The 20,392-nt window shown below is 64.7% G+C and carries 16 protein-coding genes; 12 read left to right on the forward strand and 4 right to left on the reverse strand.

The genetic code is table 11. The features are described from left to right. On the forward strand, positions 1-2,895 hold the full coding sequence (locus JN279_RS14540; protein ID WP_202353116.1) for a 2Fe-2S iron-sulfur cluster-binding protein: 2,895 nt from the start codon (positions 1-3) through the stop codon (positions 2,893-2,895). A gap of 1 nt (position 2,896) precedes the next feature. Further along, complete coding sequence (locus JN279_RS14545; RefSeq protein ID WP_202353117.1) at positions 2,897-3,571, forward strand: hypothetical protein; 675 nt, start codon at positions 2,897-2,899, stop codon at positions 3,569-3,571. Positions 3,572-3,609: 38 nt separating this feature from the next. Here the strand turns inward: JN279_RS14545 and JN279_RS14550 are convergent, their stop codons facing one another. Then, complete coding sequence (locus tag JN279_RS14550) at positions 3,610-4,824, reverse strand: pyridoxal phosphate-dependent aminotransferase (protein ID WP_202353118.1); 1,215 nt, start codon at positions 4,822-4,824, stop codon at positions 3,610-3,612. A 340-nt stretch (positions 4,825-5,164) separates the two neighbouring features. On the opposite strand from JN279_RS14550, the gene JN279_RS14555 reads away from it, so the two are divergent. The 7 genes from JN279_RS14555 (at position 5,165) to JN279_RS14585 (ending at position 13,291) form a co-directional block, all read left to right on the forward strand. After that, positions 5,165-7,174: a CocE/NonD family hydrolase gene (locus tag JN279_RS14555; RefSeq protein ID WP_202353119.1), complete on the forward strand. Its 2,010-nt coding sequence runs from the start codon at positions 5,165-5,167 to the stop codon at positions 7,172-7,174. An 18-nt stretch (positions 7,175-7,192) separates the two neighbouring features. Beyond that, positions 7,193-8,143, forward strand: coding sequence for an ABC transporter permease (locus JN279_RS14560; RefSeq protein ID WP_202353120.1), 951 nt, complete (start codon positions 7,193-7,195; stop codon positions 8,141-8,143). Continuing rightward, positions 8,127-9,014, forward strand: coding sequence for an ABC transporter permease (locus JN279_RS14565; RefSeq protein WP_202353121.1), 888 nt, complete (start codon positions 8,127-8,129; stop codon positions 9,012-9,014). Before JN279_RS14560 ends, JN279_RS14565 begins: the two co-directional genes overlap by 17 nt. Continuing rightward, the gene (locus JN279_RS14570; protein WP_202353122.1) at positions 9,011-9,976 is read left to right on the forward strand and encodes an ABC transporter ATP-binding protein; all 966 of its coding nucleotides are present in this window, start codon (positions 9,011-9,013) and stop codon (positions 9,974-9,976) included. The genes JN279_RS14565 and JN279_RS14570 overlap by 4 nt, the downstream gene beginning before the upstream one ends. Further along, positions 9,973-11,001 carry an oligopeptide/dipeptide ABC transporter ATP-binding protein gene (locus tag JN279_RS14575; protein ID WP_202353123.1) on the forward strand — a complete coding sequence of 343 codons (1,029 nt, stop codon included), beginning with the start codon at positions 9,973-9,975 and terminating at the stop codon, positions 10,999-11,001. The genes JN279_RS14570 and JN279_RS14575 overlap by 4 nt, the downstream gene beginning before the upstream one ends. A 16-nt stretch (positions 11,002-11,017) precedes the next feature. Continuing rightward, entirely contained in the window at positions 11,018-12,565 is a 1,548-nt protein-coding gene (locus tag JN279_RS14580; protein ID WP_244734589.1) for an ABC transporter substrate-binding protein, read from the forward strand. An 87-nt stretch (positions 12,566-12,652) separates the two neighbouring features. Further along, a complete protein-coding gene (locus JN279_RS14585; protein WP_244734592.1) occupies positions 12,653-13,291 on the forward strand; it encodes a TetR/AcrR family transcriptional regulator in 639 nt (212 codons plus the stop codon). A 72-nt stretch (positions 13,292-13,363) separates the two neighbouring features. Here the strand turns inward: JN279_RS14585 and JN279_RS14590 are convergent, their stop codons facing one another. After that, positions 13,364-14,209: a LysR family transcriptional regulator gene (locus tag JN279_RS14590; RefSeq protein ID WP_202353126.1), complete on the reverse strand. Its 846-nt coding sequence runs from the start codon at positions 14,207-14,209 to the stop codon at positions 13,364-13,366. Between the two features lie 174 nt (positions 14,210-14,383). Here JN279_RS14590 and JN279_RS14595 point away from each other — a divergent pair, with 174 nt between their 5' ends. From JN279_RS14595 to JN279_RS14605, 3 genes are read left to right on the forward strand one after another with little or no spacing between them, the layout of a single operon-like run. After that, entirely contained in the window at positions 14,384-15,469 is a 1,086-nt protein-coding gene (locus JN279_RS14595; RefSeq protein ID WP_202353127.1) for an amidohydrolase family protein, read from the forward strand. Continuing rightward, positions 15,469-15,846, forward strand: coding sequence for a Rieske (2Fe-2S) protein (locus JN279_RS14600; protein ID WP_202353128.1), 378 nt, complete (start codon positions 15,469-15,471; stop codon positions 15,844-15,846). Before JN279_RS14595 ends, JN279_RS14600 begins: the two co-directional genes overlap by 1 nt. A gap of 33 nt (positions 15,847-15,879) precedes the next feature. Next, complete coding sequence (locus tag JN279_RS14605; protein ID WP_202353129.1) at positions 15,880-16,503, forward strand: HD domain-containing protein; 624 nt, start codon at positions 15,880-15,882, stop codon at positions 16,501-16,503. Between the two features lie 72 nt (positions 16,504-16,575). On the opposite strand, the gene JN279_RS14610 is transcribed toward JN279_RS14605, so the two are convergent. Both JN279_RS14610 and JN279_RS14615 read right to left on the reverse strand, forming a co-directional pair. Then, positions 16,576-18,114, reverse strand: coding sequence for a trimethylamine methyltransferase family protein (locus tag JN279_RS14610; protein WP_202353130.1), 1,539 nt, complete (start codon positions 18,112-18,114; stop codon positions 16,576-16,578). Positions 18,115-18,185: 71 nt separating this feature from the next. Further along, positions 18,186-20,288, reverse strand: coding sequence for an oxidoreductase (locus JN279_RS14615; protein ID WP_202353131.1), 2,103 nt, complete (start codon positions 20,286-20,288; stop codon positions 18,186-18,188). Positions 20,289-20,392 lie beyond the last annotated feature (104 nt).

Consider the following 20,392-nt stretch of genomic DNA (forward strand, 5'->3'; position numbering starts at 1 on the left):
ATGACCGAACGGCTGCCATTTCCCTGGGGATCGCGTCTCGATCGCACCCGAAAAATCCGTTTTGATTTCGACGGCCGATCGCTCGAAGGTTTCGCCGGCGACTGCATTGCCTCGGCCATGGCCGGCAGCGATCGCTGGATCCTGTCGCGCTCCTTCAAGTACCACCGTCCTCGCGGCATCCTGAGCATGGCCGGGCAGGACGCCAACACGCTGGTGCAACTGCCGGACGAGCCGAATGTGCGGGCCGATCTGCGGTCGATCGCCGAAGGGTTGAAGGTCACGGCCCAGAACGTCAACGGCACCGCCGAACGCGACCGCGGCGCCGTGCTCGACAGGCTGGGCCGTTTCATGCCGGTCGGGTTCTACTATCGCAGCTTCTTTGGCCCCGGCGCGAAGAGCTGGCTCAAATTCTGGGAGCCGATGATCCGCAGATCGGCCGGTCTCGGCAAGGTCGATCCCGCCGCCGGTCATGGCCATTACATCAGGGAAAATCTGCACACCGACGTGCTGGTCGTCGGCGCGGGCCCGGCCGGGCTTTCGGCCGCCATCAAGGCCGCCGAGGCGGGTGCCGAGGTGCTGCTGGTCGATTTGAATCCTGAACTCGGCGGCGCATTGACCTATGCGCGCTTCGGGCTCGAGACGGCAGAGGCGGAGGCGACTTTGCAGGCGCTGCGCGACGCTGCCGAAAAGCTCGGCAATCTGCGGGTGCTGACCAATGCGACCTGCAATGGCTGGTTCGCCGACAACTGGCTTCCGGTGCTGCAGGGCGAGACGCTCTACCGTGTTCGCGCCAAACAGGTCGTGGTGGCCGCGGGGTCGCATGAACAGCCCTTGGTGTTCCGCAACAACGACCTGCCGGGCATCCTCCTGTCGTCGGCGGCGCAGAGGCTGATGCGCCACTATGCGGTTCGCCCTGGCCGGCGCGCCGTGGTCTTTGCCGGCAACCGGGACGGATATCTCGCGGCCCTCGACCTTCTCGACGCAGGCGTGCCGCTGGTCGCCGTTCTCGACCCCACTGCCGATGCGTCCGGCAATCCCATCGCGAAACACCTCGTCGAGCGCGGCGTCCGGATCATCTGGAATGTCACCGTGACGGAAGCGTTGGGGAGCGCGGGCAATCGCCATGTCCGAGCCATCCGCTTCAGCACGCCGGAGCATGGCACGGAGCTGCTGGAGTGCGATCATCTCGTCGTCGCCGCCGGCTACACGCCGTCTTACCAGCTGCCGCTGCATGCCGGCGCGAAGCTCGGATTTGACGAGACCAGCCGGCAATTCGTGCTGAGCAATCTGCCGGAGGCATTTCATGTCGCCGGTTCCGCGGCAGGCTATTTCGAGCTGAGCTCGGTGCTGCGCAGCGGCGAGATCGCGGGCGCGGCCGCGGTGCGCGGGGTGGGTCATGATGTCGACTTGCCGGCTGTCATCCCGGATACCGGCGCGGCAGGGATGAACCATTTTCAGCCGCTCTCCGCCCACGTCAAGGGGCGGGACTTCGTGGATTTCGACGAGGACCTGCAGGTCAAGGACATCAAGAACGCCGTCAGCGACGGCTATAGCGACCTTGAGCTGGTGAAGCGCTACTCCACTGTCGGCATGGGGCCGTCGCAGGGACGGCATTCCGCCTTGGCAACGGCCAGGATCGTCGCGGCGGAAACGGGCCGCACGGTGGGCGAGGTTGGCATCACCACATCGCGGCCGCCCTTCGGTCCGGAGAAACTGGGACTGCTGGCCGGCCCGAACCATGTGCCGTACCGGCATACGGCAATCCACGCCGAACATGTTGCGGGCGCAGCGAAGCTGACACCGGTCGGCGCGTGGTGGCGACCGCTGCATTACGGCGGAGATCGCGATGTCCGCAAGACGATCTCCGACGAGGTCACGCTGGTGCGCAATAAGGTCGGCATGCTTGATGTCTCGACCCTGGGCAAGCTGGCGATCCGGGGGCCGGATGCCGCCGCTTTCCTCGACCGCATCTATACGATGGCGCATGCCAGGCAGCCGGTGGGGCGCGTGCGCTACTGCCTGATGCTGAACGACATGGGATCGGTCATCGATGACGGCGTGGCTTTCCGCCTGTCCGAGAGCGAATTCTACGTGACCGCCACCACCGGCGCCGTCGCCCGCGTCTTCACCGACATGCTGTTCGCGAACACGCAATGGGGCATGCGGGTCGATATCCAGAACGTCACCGCCGCCTTCGCCGCCATCAATGTCACCGGCCCTTCGGCGCGCAAGGTGCTCGAGGCGCTGGGCGGCGACATCGATCTCTCTCCGGACGGTTTTCCCTATCTCAACGGCCGCGGCGGCGTGATCGGCGGGTGTCCGGTCCGCATCATGCGCATCGGCTTCACCGGCGAGCTGAGCTATGAGCTGCACGTGCCGCAATCCTTCGGCGCGGCGCTTTGGCGAAAACTGCTGGAGGTGGGGGCGCCTTATGGTCTGCAGCCCTATGGGCTGGAAGCCTCGCGCATCCTCCGTCTGGAAAAGGGGCACATCATCATCGGCCAGGATACCGACGCGCTGTCGACGCCGGACGAGCTCGGCATGGGATGGGCGCTGTCGAAAGCCAAGGTCCGATATGTCGGCAAGACTGCCATCGAGGCACGCGGCAGGCTGGGCCTGAAGCGCAAGCTTTGCGGCTTCGAACTGCCCGACGGCCACGGCATCCGGCTGGCGGAATCCTGCCTCGTGTTCCGGGACGGACGCCCGGTGGGCTTCGTCACCTCGACCTGCTTTTCGCCGACACTGGGCAAATGGATCGGGCTGGCCTATGCCGACCCGCGCGACGCGACGCCAGGATCCAGCCTCCGTATACGCGGCCTGTGCGGCAAGGAAGTGCGGGCCAACGTGGTGCCCACGCCTTTCTATGATCCAGAGAACAAACGGCAGGAGATGTAGGATGGCCCCGATCAGCCATAGCGGGACATCGATCGGGCATTCCGGCCATGTCGATCCGAGCTTACGCCGCAATGCCATCGCCCACCGCCTGAGCCGGAAGGATGGTCCCGTCGGAGCCAATGAGAACGTCGTTTTCGATTGCACGCACACCGAACGCTTCGGGCTGCGTGGCTCCGGTACGCTTGCCTGGCTCGCTGAAGCAGGCCTGTCCCTGCCGGAGGCGGTGAACACCGCCCTTACCTTGTCTTGCGGTACATCCGTGCTGCGACTTGGCCAGCAGGAGGTGCTGCTGGCCGCACCTACCGGCGTCGGCGGTGCGCGGTTGCGCGACCTGCGCAAGGCCTGGCACGACAGTGAGCTGTCCTCCAAGGGCTACGACGCCTATCGCGACGAAGGGTGGGCGTGGTTCGTGATATCGGGCCCCGCGGCGCCGGCGCTGATGCGGCGGATTTCGATGGCCGACCTGAGGCCGGAAAGCCTGAAGGCCGGCGATCTCGCGCAGACCCGCGCCTTGCATCTGGACGCGGTGGTGGCCCGCTTCGACCGGTTCGGTGCGGTGTCCTACGACATCTTCATCGACATCGCCTCGGCGGCGTTTGCGCTGGATGTCCTGACGGAGACCGCGGCGGGGACGAATTCCGGCTTTCAATTCGCGGCTCTTCACGCCACTGAATAGTCGGCCCCGCCTGGTTCCCGCGCGGGTCGTTCCGCTGCTTATGCGCGGTACCGGTCGACGAGAGCCACCAGGCGCTCGCAGGCGGCAACGGCGGCGGCGTGGTCCTGCGAAAAGTTCAGGCGCACGCTGCTTTCGGAGAACGGGCTGAACTCCGTTCCAGGCGTCACGATGATTCCTGCCTGCAGGCGCAGGATGCGGACAAAATCACTACCGGTGACGGACAGACGGGGCAGGGCCGGAAAAATGTAGCTGCCCGCTTCGGTCGTGCGGACCTGAATACCTGAAGTCGCGCGGAAAACCTTCAAAAGATCATCGCGGATCGCCTGGTGCTTGCGAATGCGCTGCTCCATCCAGCCGGCCGGCTCGTCGAACCATGTGCGCAGAACGGCCTGGCTATAGCCGCCGGCGCGTAGCGACACGATCGCCTGCAGCTTCTCCATCCGGGCAATGATTTCTTTCGACCCGAAAGCCACCCCAAGCCGATAGCCGCTGAGCGATTCCGTCTTGGACGGTCCCATGATGGTGACGATGTTTTCCGCATCCAGCTGTTGCGCGCGCAAGTGGGTGTAGTCCACGCCTGTGTAGAGGAGACGGGCGTAGAGCTGATCGACGATGACGGTGGCGTTGTACCGGCTTGCCAGAGCGGCAATCGTCTCGATCTCTTCGCGGGAGTAGACGACGCCTGCCGGATTGTTGGGGTTCGAGAACAGGAAGATTTTGGCGCCCGATTTGAACGCATCTTCCAGCTGGCTGAGGTCGAGGCCCGAGCGGCCTTCGGCCGTCGCATAGTCCATGCGCACGGGCAGCATTTCGCCTTCGCAGAATTCCACCAGTTTGCGGTTGGCAAAATAATCGGGCTGTACGATCGCCACCTTGTCGCCCCGCGACACGGTCGAGGCGACGGCCAGGAACAGGGCACCCTGGGTGCCGGGCGTGATGATCATTCCGTCACGGGCATCGACAGGCGCTCCGGTGAAATCTGCGAGCCGCCCGGCGAGTTCTTCGCGAATGCCGAGATCGCCACGATATTCGGTGTAGGCCTGCTTGCCGCCGGTTTCGACACCGGCTGAAAAGACCTCGAACGAGCCAGGCGTCGGGGTGAACGCGTCGACGTCGCCATGCGAAAAGTCCACCGGCCGCCCGCCGATCGCGTCGCCGCGCAACATCGTGTCGATGCCGCCGGCCAGCTGGCGGACTTCCTGTCCGGGCGCGGCATCGGTGCCGAGGCCGCTGAATTTGCTCTGGATCGTCATCGGAAATTCCTGATTGAAGGCGCAGCTGCCGCTGGAATGCGACGCTCAGTAGCAGTGCGCGCGAAGAAACAAAATTTGGAAGATGAAAAAAGTGACTATGGCCCTCGGATTTCTGCAGAGCTTGCTCACCGTCTTCGTTCGATCGCGAAGGCATATCGGCTCTGCTTCGGCAGCTTTGGCTCGGTGACAGACACCGGCCTCTGCCCAGCCTGAAAGCTTACCCGCGCAACACGGCGGCCGAAGAACGGTTCGCATTCTGCATCAAAAAAGCGAAGCGGGATTGCGCTGCAAATGCTCTTGTTGTACGAACGTTCAACAAGAGCATTTACGGGTACCTGCCGTGGTACGAACCGAGTTTCCCTTTGCCGTCGAAACCGTGGATCCGCTGTCGATCGCGCTGGCCGACGGCACCCGCATTGCCGCGACGCTTTGGCGTCCGCGCACAGAGGGCAAGGTGCCGGTCGTCGTCGAGATGGTGCCTTACCGCCGCCGCGACGGCACGGTGGCGCGCGACATCGACATCCACCCCTGGCTTGCCGGTCACGGCATTGCCTGCGCCCGCATCGACATCAGGGGTTCGGGCGATTCCGACGGCGATCTCGCCGACGAATATCTGCCGCGCGAACAGGAAGATGCCTGCGAGATCATCGCCCATCTGGCGGCCCAGCCCTGGTGCAACGGCAATGTCGGCATGACCGGCATTTCCTGGGGCGGCTTCAACGCGCTGCAGGTCGCGGCGCGGCGGCCACCGGCCCTGAAAGCCATCATCACAAACTGCGCCACCGACGACCGCTACGCCGACGACATCCACTATATGGGCGGCGCGCTGCTGACCGAGCAGGAGATGTGGTCGAACTTCATGCTGGTGAAGAAGGCGATGGCGCCCGACCCACAGATCGTCGGCGATGCCTGGCGCGCCATGTGGATGAACCGGCTCGGAGCGACACGTTCGCTGTCGGAGGTCTGGCTCGCGCATCAGCGCCGCGACGATTACTGGCGACAAGGCTCCGTTTGCGAGGATCATTCCGCAATCGAATGCGCCGTGATGGCTGTCTGCGGCTGGGAGGACAGCTATTCCAACTTCGTGCCGCGCCTGCTCGAACATCTGCCGGGTCCAAAACTCGGCATCGTCGGGCCGTGGTCGCATGCCTATCCCTGCCGCGGCGCGCCTGGGCCGCTGATCGGCTATCTGCAGGAGGCGCTGCGCTGGTGGCGCCACTGGCTCGTCGGCGAAGACACCGGCATCATGGATGAGCCGCTCTACCGCGTCTGGATCACCGGCGAGGAACGCCCGCAGCCTTTTTATCTGCCTGACCATGCCGGCAACTGGGCCGCCGAGGACCAGTGGCCATCGCCGCGCATCGAGCGCCGCGCCTTGCATCTGAACGCCACCGGTCTGAGTGGTCAGGCAGTACCGGGTGCTACGCTGTCCGTCCGCTCGCCAGCCACCGCCGGCCGTGATTGCGGCCGCTGGGGCGGCTATGGAGGCTCCTGTCCTGACATGCCCGTCGACCAGCGCTGCGAGGACGGCATGGCGCTGTGCTTCGACACGTTGCCGCTGGACGATGACCTGACCTTGCTCGGCGCACCGGAGCTCGATCTGCTCGTCACCGTCGATGAACCGCATGTCAATCTCGCCGCCCGGCTCTGCGATGTCTATCCGGACGGCACGTCAGCGCTGATGACCTATGGCGTGCTCAATTTCAGCCACCGCGACAGCCATGAGCACCCCACCCCGTGTCCGGTTGGAACGCCATTCCGGGTCAAGCTGAAGCTCAATGATTTCGCCCGTTCAGTGCCCAAGGGCCACCGCATCCGGCTGGCGCTGGCCAACCAGCATTGGCCGATCCTGTGGCCGCAGCCGAAATTGTCGACGCTGTCGATAGCGAGCGGCGACAGCACGATGATGCTTCCGGTGCGGCCGCTGTCGGAACGTGATCGCGAGGTCCGTTTCGAGTCGGCTGAAACCGCGCCGCCGGTTCCGACCACGACGCTGGACGAGGGCTTCGACCGCCGCATCGTCACCGAGGATGTCGGCTCGGGCGTGCAGACCATCGCGTTGACCTCGGACCATGGACGCCGGCGCTATGACGACCGCGGCATCACCGTCTCCTCGGCCAACAGCGACACGATGAGCATCCGGGCTGACGATCCGCTGTCGGCGAAACTCGTCACCGAATATCGCTGGGCCATCGCCAGCGGCGAGGCCGATACCGAAGCGATCGCCGTGACCGAACTGACAGCCGATGAAACCCATTTCAATTTGAGCTGGCGGCTCGAGGCGCGAGAACGGGGCACGCTCGTCCACAGCGCCTCGGCAAGTCAGCGCATCAGGCGCGATTTCGCCTGAGGAAAGAGGAGGGAGGCCATGCTCGCATATGCAGTGAAGCGCATCGGTCTCGGCCTCCTGATCCTCGTCCTCGTCATGATTGCGATGTATGCGGCCGTCTTCCTGGTGCCGGGTGACCCCGCGACCGTGGCGCTTGGTCCGCGCGCCACGCCGGAACTGAAACGGCTGCTGATCGAGCGCATGGGGCTCGACCAGCCGGTCTGGTGGCAGATCATCGAATTCTTCCGCAACGCGCTGACAGGCAATCTCGGCTATGACGTCTGGTCGAACCGGCCCGTCTCCACCCTGGTGCTGGAGGCACTGCCGAACACGCTGATCCTCGGCCTGACCGCGCTGGCCGTCGCGCTCCTCATCGGCGTTCCCTTGGGTTGCCTGTCGGTGATGCGGCGCGGCACGGCGGCCGATGCCGTCATCGGCGTGCTCTCGGTCGGCGTCATCGCCGTGCCGTCCTTCGTCGTCGCCATCTATTCGCTGCTGCTCTTTGCCGTGACGCTGCGCTGGCTGCCGGCCATCGGCGCCGGCGAGGCTGGTGACTTCGCCAGCCAGGCCAAGGCGCTGGTGATGCCGGCGGCGGCCATCGCGCTCGGCTGGATCGGCTACATCGCCCGCATGGTGCGCGCCTCGATGATGGAGGTGATGGGCGAACCGCACATCCGCACCGCGCGCTCGTTTGGTTTGCCGGAGTGGAAGATCGTCTCCAAATACGCGCTGCGCATCGCCATCATCCCGACCATCTCGCTGGTCGCCGTCGGCCTCGGCAGCATCCTGTCCAGCGCCGTCTTCGTCGAGGCGGTGTTTGCCCGGCCCGGCATCGGCAAGCTGATCACCGACGCCGTCAACACCCGCAACTATCCCGTCGTCATGGGCACCGTGCTGATCATGACCGCCATCTATGTCTCCATCACCATTGCCGCCGATCTGTTGATCGCACGGCTCGATCCGAGGGTGCGCGATGTCTTCCGTGGCTGATGCCTCGCTGTCCGTTCCGGGCCGACAACGCTTTGTGCTGCTGCGCGCACTGCTTGCCGATCCGTTCACCTGCGTGGCGCTGGTCCTGGTCACCGGCTTCCTCGTCACCGCCATCTTCGCGCCATGGCTGGCGCCCTATTCGCCGGTCAAGATCGACGTGCTGCACAAGTTGCAGCCGCCATCGGCGGAGCACTGGTTCGGCACCGATCATCTCGGCCGCGATCTGCTGTCGCGCGTCATCTACGGCGCGCGCACGGCACTCACCATCGCCATGGTGTCGGTGGCCATTGCCGGCGCCATCGGCCTGCTGCTCGGGCTGATCGCCGGCTACGGCCCGCGTTGGCTCGACGCCATACTGGTGCTGAGCTTCGACAGCCTGAATTCGCTGCCGATGATCATGTTCGCGCTCGCCATCATCACCGTGCTCGGCGCCGGCACGGGCACGCTGATCATCGTCATCGCCGCGACCTCGTTTCCGAGCTATGCCAGGCTGATCCGGGCGCAGACGCTGGCGCTGAAGAACAGCGACTACATCCTCGCCGAGCGGCTGATCGATGCCAGTGCCGCGCGCATCATCTTCATCCACCTCCTGCCCAATGTCGTCGGCCCGCTGATCATCCTTCTGTCGATGGACATTCCGGTCGTCATCATGGTCGAGGCCGGCCTGAGTTTCCTTGGCCTCGGCGTGCGCCCGCCGACGCCGTCCTGGGGCTCGATTCTCTATGACGGTTACACTTCGATCCGCTCGGCACCGTTCATGGTCATTTTCGGTGGGCTGCCGCTGGTGCTGGCGACGCTCGGCTTCACCTTCCTCGGCGAAGGCCTGCGCGACTATCTCGATCCGCGCCTGCAATTGCGGAGGCCGGCATGACCGGCTCGCTCGCCGCCAGCGATCTCAGCGTGCGCTACGAGACGCCGCATGGCAGCGTGCATGCCTTGCGTCATGTCGACATCGAGGCGCATCCCGGCGAGGTCATCGGCATTGTCGGCGAGAGCGGTTGCGGCAAGTCCACGCTGGTCACCGCTTTGGCCAATCTATTGCCGGCGAACGCCCGCGTTGACGGAGCGATCCACTACAATGGCGTCGACCTCGCCAAGCTCGACGCGCACCGCCAGCGCCTGCTGCGCGGCGACGAGATCGCGCTGGTCAGCCAGGATCCGATGACGGCGTTCAACCCGGTGCTGACCATCGGCGACCAGCTCGTCGACTTCCAGCACCACCGCAAGGATCTTGGCCGGGCGCAGAAGCGGGCGCGCATCGCCGCCATGCTCGGCCGCGTCGGCATCGCCGATGCCGAACGGCGCATGCGCAGCTTCCCGCACGAACTGTCCGGCGGCATGCGCCAGCGCGTCGCCATTGCCGCCGCGCTGCTGACCGATCCCGGCCTGCTCATCGCCGACGAACCGACGACGGCGCTCGACGTCACCATGGAGGCGCAGATCATCCATCTGCTGCGTGAACTGCGGCGCGAGTATAACGGCATCACTATCGTCGTCTCGCACCATCTCGGCGTCATCGCCGAACTCTGCGACCGGGTCTATGTCATGTATGCCGGCGAGGTGGTCGAGGGCGGTGAGGTCGATGCGATCTTCCACGATGCCAGGCATCCCTACACGCAAGCGCTGCTCGCCTGCGACCCCGCCCGTTTCCATGAGCGGCTGGACAGGCTGCCGACCATTCCGGGCTCGCTGCCCAGCCTGACCCTGCAGCCGTCGGGATGCGTCTACGCCCCGCGCTGCGACCGCGCCTTCGCACCATGCGCTTCCATCGCGCCACCGCTGGTGAGGCTCGCCGCGACCCATGTCGCGCGCTGCCATGCGGTGACGCCATGAACCCGCTGCTCGCCGTGGAAGACCTCTCCGTGAGCTTCGTGCGCGGCGGCTTGCTCAACCGGCTGGTCAATCCGTTCCCGCTGCCGGGCTTCAATGTCATCGACGGCGTGACGCTGTCGCTGATGCCGGGCGAGACGATCGGGCTGGTTGGCGAATCCGGCTCCGGCAAGACGACGCTGGCGCGCACCATTCTCGGGCTCATCCGGGCCGCCGCCGGCCGCATCGTCTTCGAGGGCAGGGATGTGGCGACGCCGGCCGATTTCCGCGCCATGCGCCGGCGCTCGGCGATGATGTTCCAGGACCCTGTCGCCTCGCTCAGCCCGCGCCTGCGCATCGGCACGCTGCTCACCGAACCGCAGATCATTCAGGGCGTGGCGATGCCGGATCGCCGCGCCGCGGCCAAGGCGCTGCTGGCGCTGGTCGGTTTGCCCGCTTCCTTCGTCGACCGCTTTCCGCATGAGCTGTCGGGCGGGCAGGCGCGCCGTGTCGGCGTGGCTCGCGCCCTGGCGATGAAGCCGCATCTGCTGCTCGCCGACGAGCCGACCGCCGGGCTCGATGTGTCGGTGCAAGGCGATGTGCTGAACCTCATCGGCGAGCTCAAGCGCGAACTGGGTTTCGCCGCCATGATCGTCACCCACAACCTGGCCATGATCCGCCATGTCAGCGACCGGCTGGCCATCATGTATCTCGGCCGGCTGGTCGAAACGGGTCCAACGCAGGATGTGTTTTCGGCGCCGATGCATCCCTACACCGCGACGCTCATCCAGTCCGAGCCGATCCCCGATCCGCGACGGCGCAGCCAGACCCCGGCCGTCACCGGCGAGATTCCGAGCGTATTCCGGCGGCCCTCGGGCTGCGAGTTCCACACGCGCTGTCCCATTGCACAAGGTCGCTGCAAGACCGAGGCACCGGCCTACCGGCCGATGGGCGCCGACCGCATGGTGCGCTGCCATTTCCCGCTGCAGACCGGCGGGCAAGAACGGGAAGCCTTCTCACGCGCTTCCGCAAACCAAAGGGGAAACTGAGATGACAGAATGGTCCATGGATAGACGTGCATTCCTGAAAGCGGCCGGCGTGCTGAGCGCCGGCCTGGCGATGAAGCCGAGCTTTGCCTGGTCGGCCGCCGGTGACACGCTGCGCATCCGCATGGAGGGCGATCTGCAATGCCTCGATCCCGCCTTCATGAATGGTGGCATCGAGGATGTCATGATGCGCGGCATCTATGTCTCGCTCAACCATTTCGGCGACATCCGCAAAGGCTCGCCCTGGTCGCTGTGGGGCGCGGAAAAGCTGGAGCAGAAAGACCCGAAAACCATCGCCTTCACCTTGATCGACGGGCTGAAATGGTCGGGTGGTTTCGGCGCGGTCACCGCTGACGACGTGAAATTCTCCTTCGAGCGCATTGCCGACAAGGCGCTGGCATCGCCCTGGGCCTATCAGTTCGAGAAACTCGACCGCGTCGAGGTCGTCGATGCCCGCAACGGCATCATCCATCTGAAGGAACCTTACCAGCCGATCTTCGTCACCAGCCTGCCTTACTATGGCGGCCACATCATCAGCCGCGCCGGCACCGAGAAGGCGGGCGGCAAATTCACCACGCAGCCGCCGGCGACCTGCGGGCCCTATCTCTTCTCGGACTGGCAGCAGAAGCAGAAGGTGGCGCTGACCGCCAACCCGGACTGGCCGGGACCGAAGCCGGACTTTTCGAAGGTCGAGATCTATATCGTCACCGACGATCAGGCGGCCCAGCTTGCCTATGAGGCCGATGCCTTCGACTACACCAAAATAGCCATTTCAGCGACCAAGGCCGTCAAGGAGAAGCCGCCAGCGGACACAAACCTGATCGAGGCGCAATCGACGCGTTATGTCTGGCTGACCATCAACCAGTTGAGCCCGCGGCTCAAGGATTTGAAGGTGCGGCAAGCCGTGCAGTATGGCGTCGATGTCGGGCAGATCCTCACCGGCGTCTATGATGATCTCACCAAGCGCTCGACCGGCGTCGTCCAGCCCGGCACCAAATTCGCCCGCGCCGCGAATCTGATCGCGGCGCCCGACTATGAGAAGTCGGCCGCGCTGCTCACTGAAGCCGGCGTCAGCGATCTGTCGCTGACCTTGACGGTGATGAACGATTCCATCCGCACCGCGACCGCGCAGATCATCCAGGCCAGCCTTGAGCAGGCCGGCATCAAGGTCGAGATCCAGCCCTATGACGAAGCTGCCTTCTGGGGCGTCGGCGACAAGACGCAGGGCGACGGCTACAAGAACATTGATCTCGCTCTGATGGATTTTGCCGGCGGCATCGACCCGTCGGAAAACCTGGTCTGGTTCCGCCCCGACCAGATCGGCGCCTACAATTGGTCGGGCTTCGACAGTGCGGAATTCGAGACCAGCTATCAGCAGCTGGTGGCGGAAAGCGACGAGGCCAAGCGCATCGCCTTGTCGAACCGCATGGAGGATCTGATGGAGCAGTCCGGCGGTTTCGTCTTCATCTGCCACCAACCGCTGGTCGCCATCCACAAGATGGCGTTCGACCCGGTCATCTATCCGGACGGACACCCCAATCCGGTGCTGTTCAAGAAGAAGGCGTGAACGCGCTTCATGGACAGGAAGAGCATAATCGATTAGCTGGGTTGCATGACGGAAGCCCAGCCAGAAGATGCAAAAAGGAAGCGCGGCGTGAAGAAGGCTCCGCCGCGCTTCAGCCGCGAGCAGGCCGACGTGCGCCGTTCCATGCTGATCGAGGCGGCGACGCGCTGCCTGTCGGTCGGCGGCATCGGCGCCTTCACCATCGACCGTATCTGCAAGGAGGCCGGCGTTTCGCGCGGCCTCATAAACCATCATTTCGAAAGCCTCGATGGATTGCTGGTCGAGGTCTACAAATCCTCGCTCTACGCCAGCGTCAACAACCAGATCGCCGAAGCCAAGCGCCGCCGTGCCGAGGCATCCGACTGGCCGCCGGAGGCATCGCTGGCCGCTTTGGTGCATTCCAATTTCTCGCCCGAATATTTCAGCCGCGAGAACCTTTTGATCTGGCTGTCGCTGTGGGGCGAGATCGCCGTCAACCCGCGCCTCAAGGAAGCGCATCGCGAACTCTACGATGCCTACCGGGCGGAACTGGCCGAGGATATAGCGGCGGTCGCGGTGCCACGCGGCAGGCAAGTCGACGCTCCGTCGCTGGCGCGCAATTTCATCGCTTTGGTCGACGGGCTCTGGCTCGAATGGTGCCTCGATGAAAGCGTGGTGACGCCGCAGGCGGCGGAGGCGGCGGGGTTCGAGATGCTGGAAGCGCAGGTGGGGCCGCTGCGAGACGGCTGAATGCGAGGGCAGCGCTGCTTCGCACCTTGCCGAGCAAGGCTGCCTCGGCCCTTCTTGCGTCCTGGACAGCTTCTATGCGGTCATCTGCTTGAGCGCCTTGAGCAGGCGAAGATGGGTGTGGGAATGATGGTGCCTGACATGAACGGCCGAATAGATGGGATGTGAAATCTTCGGCGCGTCGGCGACGAATTCCGCCACGCCCTCCTGCCGCAACCTGGTCGCCACCGTCTCGGTGACGAAAGCGGTCCCGCCCCGACTTCGCAAGAGATAGGCGACAGCGCCGCCATTTCCGGTCGAGACCGGGGTGTTTTCAAGTTCCGGCAGCATCTGCCTGTGGGCGCGGTTGAAGAAGGCCGAATAGTTGGCCCGGATATAGTCGGCCGGCGTGACCGCGCCGAAGGCAAGGCCGCGCGTCGACACCATGACGAAATTCTCCTCGGCGATCTGCTCGTAATGCATGTCCGGCAGGTGCTGCGGCGAATAGAGCACCGCCAGATCGAGGCTGCCGGTGGTGAGATCGAGGATCATTTGGTTGGAGTAGTCGATCTCGACATAGATCGCCAGTTTGGGCATCGTCGCCCGCACCCATTCCAGCCATCCTCCCAGCACGCGTTCGTAGAGCTCGAACTGGATGCCGATGCGGATCAGCCGGTCGAACTTGCCGACCGTCTGGATTTCGCGGCGGGCGTCGAGCCAGCGCAGCCTGACCGCGCGCGCATGTTCCTCGAACCTCAGGCCGGCGACGGTCGGTTCCGTGCCGCTCTTGCCGCGGATGAAGAGCTGTTTGTCGAGCAACGTCTCGAGCGTGCGGATGCGGCTCGAAACGGTCGACTGGGTGATGCCAAGGCGCTCCGCCGTCCTGTTGAAGTTGCGGGTTTCGATAAGGTCGAGGAACGTGTCCAAGAGTTCGATCTGCATCTCGGCTATCCAGCGCCAGGAATTCCCTGCAATCGCTAACGCTTTTCGGCCCGGTCCGACAACGGGTAATCGGATTCTTCGATCAACATCCCGCCGCTGGCTGCGTTGCCGGCCCTGCCTTGGAAGCGCACGGTTGCCGCAACTCTCATCCCACCCAATGGCAGGCAAGACATCATGTTCATCGTCGATACCGACGTCCACAACTACTGGTCCAGCGCCGAGGTGCTGCTGCCCTATCTCGAACCCTACTGGCGCGATTTCCTGGTGCGCGGCGAGAAGCCCGGGCCGAGGGGAAGCTTTCCGCACGGCCACCGTCCATGGCTGCACCCGGAGGGGTTCTCGCGGCACGACATCCGTCCGGAAACCGAGGATGACAATTACCTGATCATGAAGGAGAAGCACCTCGATCTCTATGACATCGATGTGGCGATCCTCACCGCCGACGAGCCTTTGGAAGCCTCGACCCTGGCCAACTATCACTATGCCAACGCACTGGTGAAAGCCTACAATGATTACATGATCGGCTGGTGGCTGCCGAAGGACAACCGCTTCAAGGGATCGATCATCATTTCGCCGACCGACCCCCATGGCGCCGCAGCCGAGATCCGGCGTCTCGGCGGCCACAAGGACATCGTCCAGGTGCTGGCCAGCCACGGCTCGCAGCGCCCCTATGGCGATCCCTTCTACCATCCGATCTACGAAGCCTGCGCCGAGGTAGGGCTGCCCTTCGCCATTCATTTCGGCGGCCAAGGCGGCGTCAACCACAACGCGATCGCCAGCGGCCCGACGACCTACTATTGGGAAACGCACGCCTTGCTCGCCCAGCCGGCGATGACCCATGTGGTCAGCATGATCTCCAACGGCGTGTTCGAGAAATATCCCGACCTCTATTTCGTCGTCATCGAGTGCGGCGTGTCGTGGGTGCCTTCGCTGATGTGGCGGCTCGATGCCAATTTCAAGGCGCTGCGCAAGGAGACGCCGTGGCTGAAGATGCTGCCGTCGGAATATTGCCGCCGCAACATCCGCTTCAGCACCCAGCCGTTGGAGCAGCCCCAGAACGTCAGGCATCTGTGGGAGACGCTGGAGCACATGGACGGCCAGAACACGCTGCTTTTCGCCTCCGACTATCCGCACTGGGATTTCGACGCGCCGACCAATCTGCACATCCCACCGGCCTGGCGCGACAAGGTGATGGGGCTCAATGCGCTGGAGGTCTACAAGCGCATCGAGGCTCCGGCCGCCGCCGCGAGGGTCGCCTGATGAGCGCCGCCGCAACCGCTCCAGCGCTGACCTTTGCCTGCAAGGCCGCCGAGGTCGCTGTCGGCAAGCCGAGGATCGTCACCATCGGCCGCATCCGCGTCGGCATATTCCAGCTCGAGGACGGCTACGCAGCGCTGCTCAACATCTGCCCGCATCGGGCGGGCCATCTCTGCGAGGGGCCGATATCCGGTACCACGAGGCAAACGGACAAGGCGGAATTCGTCTATGAGCGCGCCGGAGAGCTCATCCGCTGCGCCTGGCATGGATGGGAGTTCGACATCCGCTCCGGCAAATGCCTTGTCGACGAGAAGCTCAGGGCGCGCACTTTTCCCGTTCATATCGACGGCGACGACATCTATCTCGAAATGCGCCGCTGATCGCCACCTGCCGCAAATTTTGGAGTCCGGACGATGGAAACCGTGAAGTTCACCCAGATGAAGGATGGCGACCGCGAGGACTATGCCTTCCTCACCGAACATGAGACCGAATACGCCAACGGCACGGCCGACCGGCTGCTGGCGGCGATGGTCGAACTCGACAAATCGCTGTCGGGCTACAAGGTGACGCGGCTCGGCCATTCGCTGCAGGCCGCGACGCGTGCCTGGAATGCCGGTGCCGATAGCGACTGGGTGGTGTCGGCGCTGCTGCACGACATCGGCGACATCTACGCGCCCTACAATCACGACGAATACGCGGCCGCCATCCTGCGTCCCTTCGTGCGCGAGCAGTGCGCCTGGGTGGTGGAAAAGCATGGCGATTTCCAGCTGATCTACTATGGCGAGCATGTCGGTGCGAACCCGCACAAGCGGGACGCCTTCAGGAACAACGCCTATTTCGACGACTGCGCCGAATTCTGCGAGAAATGGGACCAGTCGAGCTTCGATCCGGACTACCCGACCAGGCCGCTGGATTTCTTCGCGCCGCTGGTGCGGGAAGTCTTCGCCCGCAAGAGCTACGATCCCGCCATCGTCAGGCCCGGAATGCGTGTTGCGATGTCGGACGACGCGGCGGCCGCCGAGCGGTCGGGCCTGTAGCGCCTGGCGACGAGGCCAGGAGGCCTGCCACGGCCTGTCCTGCCCGGTTCCTCCCTCGAAGGTTGCCCCCCCTCAATTCAACGGACAACCGCCCTCGCGCTTGCGCCGCTCCATATAATCGCGCAGTGCCTCGTCGATGCCGGGGTCGATCGGCGGCTGCTCGTATTCGGCGACCATGCGTTTCCACACGACATTGGCGCGCTCTCGCGCGGTGATTTGGCCGCGCTCGATCCAGGTGTCGTAATTGTCCCAGTTCGACACCAGCGGCGAATAGAAGGCGCGCTCGTAGCGCTGCATGGTGTGTGCCGCACCGAAGAAATGCCCGGCGGGGCCGACCTCGCGCACCGCTTCCAGCGCCAGCGTGTCGATGTCGACCACGGGCGGGTCGAAATAGGCCGACATCATCTGCAGCATCTCGGCGTCGATGACCAGTTTCTCGAAGGATGCGGTCAGCCCACCGCCGAGCCAGCCGGCGGCATGCAGCACCAGGTTGGCGCCGCCCATCAGGCAGCCCCACAACGACATCGCGCTCTCATAGGCGGCCTGCGCGTCGACCGAATTGGCGGCGGTGACATTGCTGGAGCGGAACGGCACACCGATCAGCCGGCAGAGCTGCCCAGTGATCTGCGCGGCCTGCGTGTATTCCGGCGTGCCGAAGGCCGGCGCGCCGGTCTTCATGTCGACGTTGGAGGTGAAGCCGCCATACATGACCGGCACGCCGGGCCGCACGATCTGCGTCAGCACGATGCCGGCCAGCGCCTCGGCATGCTGCTGCGACAGCGCGCCGGCAAGCGTCACCGGGCTCATCGCGCCGGCCAGTGTGAACGGCGTGATGACATTGACCTGGCCATGCTCGGCCAGTGCGATCAGCCCTTCGGCCATCGGCTCGTCGAGCTGCAGCGGCGAGTTGGTGTTGATGATGCCGGTGAAGACAGGCATCTCCCGCGCCAGCTTCTCGCGCGTCGTGCCCAGCGAAATCGCCACCATTTCCAGCGCGTCGATGGCGCGGCCCTGACCGAGGGTTTGCGGCTGCCAGTTCTTGTCGAGCAAGGTGATCTCGGCATAGTAGAGGTCGAGATGGCGCGTGTTCTGGTGCAGGTCGAGCGGCTCGAACGGGCCGCCGCCTTCCTGGTGCAGCACGTTGAACGACTGGATCAGTTTCAGATAGTCGCACATCTCGGCATAGGTGCCGGGGCGGCGGCCGCGATCATTGTCCATGACATAGGCCGGGCCGCCGACCGATGACAGGATGCAGTGCCGTCCGCCGACCTTGACGTTCTTGGCTGGATTGCGGGCGCGCAGCTCGAAGGATGACGGCGCCATGGCGACGCGCTCCATCACCATGGCGCGGTCGAAGCGCACCCGCATCTCGCCTTCGTCGACATCGCAGCCGGCGGCGCGATAGAGCTGCCGCGCCTGCGGCTGCAGCACGCGCATGCCGATTTCCTCGAGAATGGTGAGACCCATTTCGTGGATCGTCTGGACATGGTCGGCCGACAGGATCTCGATCGGCGCGTAGGGTCGCGTCAGCTGCTTCCACGGCCGCTGCTCGATGCCGCCGATCTCGCGCTGCGGGCGGCCGGGTCTGCGACGTGCGGCAATGCGTTCCATGGCCTTCTAGACCTCCCTGTTTGACGCAATTCCTGTGGGAAAACCGCTTCACACTTTTCCTGGAATTGCTCCTATTCAGCGGCTGTGCGCATATCGAAATCCGCCACCGCATCGACGATCGGCGTGTCGCGGCGGTAGGGCTGCCAGCGGGTTTTTGCGCCGATCTCTTGCGCGAGCTTGTGGCCGCTGTGCACGGCGTGGGCGATGGCGCCGGGGGCCAGCGTGTCGCCGATGCGATCGACACTGCGGATGCCGGCGGCCGCGAGTGCGTCCGCCCGTTCTGTCAGCGCTTCGAACAGTTCGTTGCGTGGCAAGCGCAGTCCAACGATCAGCACCGAGCGGCAGGCAATGCTGCTCTCCTCACCGGTGAACAGATGCGCCAGCGTCGCCGTCTCGCCATCGAAGGATTTCAGGAAGTGCAGCGTTGTCACCGGCACCTTGCGCCTTGCCAGCGCGCGATGCACTAGCGGCAATTCATTGGTCATGATCGTCCAGGCCGATGCCTGTCCGGCGGGGGTGACATAGCTGACCGGAATGCCCTGTGCGGCCAGATGCTCGGTCAGTACGCCGCCCATGTAGTAATTGTCGAAATCGAAGACCAATGTCGGTCCCTGCGGGAGCCGGCCGGCGGCGATGTCGTCAGGTGTGAATACGTGGGGATGGTCGAGCCGGCCGACCGGAATCTCGAGCGAGGAATAGAGCATGTTGGTCCAGCGCGCGCCGGTCGCCAGCACCACGCGCTCCGGGGCGAGATCGATGATCTCGTCCACGCCCAAAACACTCTCGGGATAGAGCAAGACATTGCCCATTTCGCTCAGGCGCCCGAGGCGGTACTCGACGACGCGGTTCCAGGCCGACAGGCCGGGCAGCGTCTTCTCGAAGGTCAGCCGTCCGCCGAAGCTGCGGCTGCTGTCGGCGAGCGTCACCTCATGGCCGCGACGGCCAAGCGTCAACGCGCATTCGAGCCCGGCCGGCCCGCCGCCGACAATCAGGATGCGTTCCGGCCTGTCGGTGCGCTCGACGCGTTCGGGATGCCAGCCGCGCCGCCATTCCTCCCCGGCGGTCGGGTTCTGGGTGCAGCGCACCGGCACGCCGTCATGCCAGCTGGAAATGCAGATGTTGCAGCCGATGCATTCGCGGATTTCGGCCTCGCGGCCTTCGCGGATCTTGGCCGGCAGGAAGGGATCGGCGATCGACGGCCGCGCGCCGCCGATGAAATCGAGCACGCCGCGCTTGATCTGCGACACCATGGTGTCGGGCGAGGTGAAGCGGCCGACGCCAACCACCGGCTTTTTCGTCAGCGACTTGACGAAATCGATTACCGGCTCGTGGCTGCCTTCACCGGTGAAGCGCGAGGCCGAACAGTCGGTCGGGCTGGAATCCATCTTGACGTCGAACAGGTCGGGCAGGTCGGCCAAAAGTTCGATCAGCTCGTGCGCCTCGGAGGGCTGGTTGCGGCCGGGCCTGCCGCGCAGTTCCTCGAGGCTGACGCGCAAGGCGACGCCGCAGTCCTTGCCGACGGCATCCTTGGTGACCTCGATCATCTCGCGCACGAAGCGCACGCGGTTCTCGATCGGCCCGCCATATTCGTCAGTGCGATGATTGTATTCCGGCAGCAGGAATTCGTAGCCGAGATAGCCCATGCCGGCATAGACATAGACGATGTCGAAGCCGGCCGTGCGCGCCTTGCGCGCCGCCTCGGCCTGGCACCGCAGCACCTCTTTTATGTCGGCCTTGTCCATGGTCTTCGGCCGCAGATTGCCCATGAAGCCGACATGCGTGGCCATCCAGGGAATCCCCGACGGTGACAGCGGCGGCAGCCGGCTTGTCCTGTTCATGACGGACGCGCCGCCGTGCCAGAGCTCCACGCCGGCCAGCGAGCCATGGCGGTGCACGGCTTCCGTCATCAGTGCATGGGCGCGGATGTCGTTGTCGTCCCACAGCGTGGCGAAAGGCAGCGGCGCGTCGTCCGAGCTCGGGTCGATCGAACAGGCGCCGGTGCAGATCACGCCCCACCCGCCCTCGGCCTTGGCTTCGCGAAAGGCGGCGCGGACGCGCGGCAGCGCGTTGGTCATGCCGCTGGCGTGCGGAACCTGGTAGAAGCGGTTCGGCGCGGTGACCGGTCCGATGCGCATCGGCTCGAACAGGATTTCGTAGCGGGGATTGCAGGTCATCGGGGCTTCGCAAATATGCTTGTTGAACGATCGTACAACAAGCATATTCTGTGATATTGCAGAACGCAATGGCCAAAGCGCCGACGCGCTGGTGATCGGTCCGG

It is taken from the genome of Mesorhizobium sp. 113-1-2, assembly GCF_016756475.1.
GTDB lineage: Bacteria > Pseudomonadota > Alphaproteobacteria > Rhizobiales > Rhizobiaceae > Mesorhizobium > Mesorhizobium loti_C.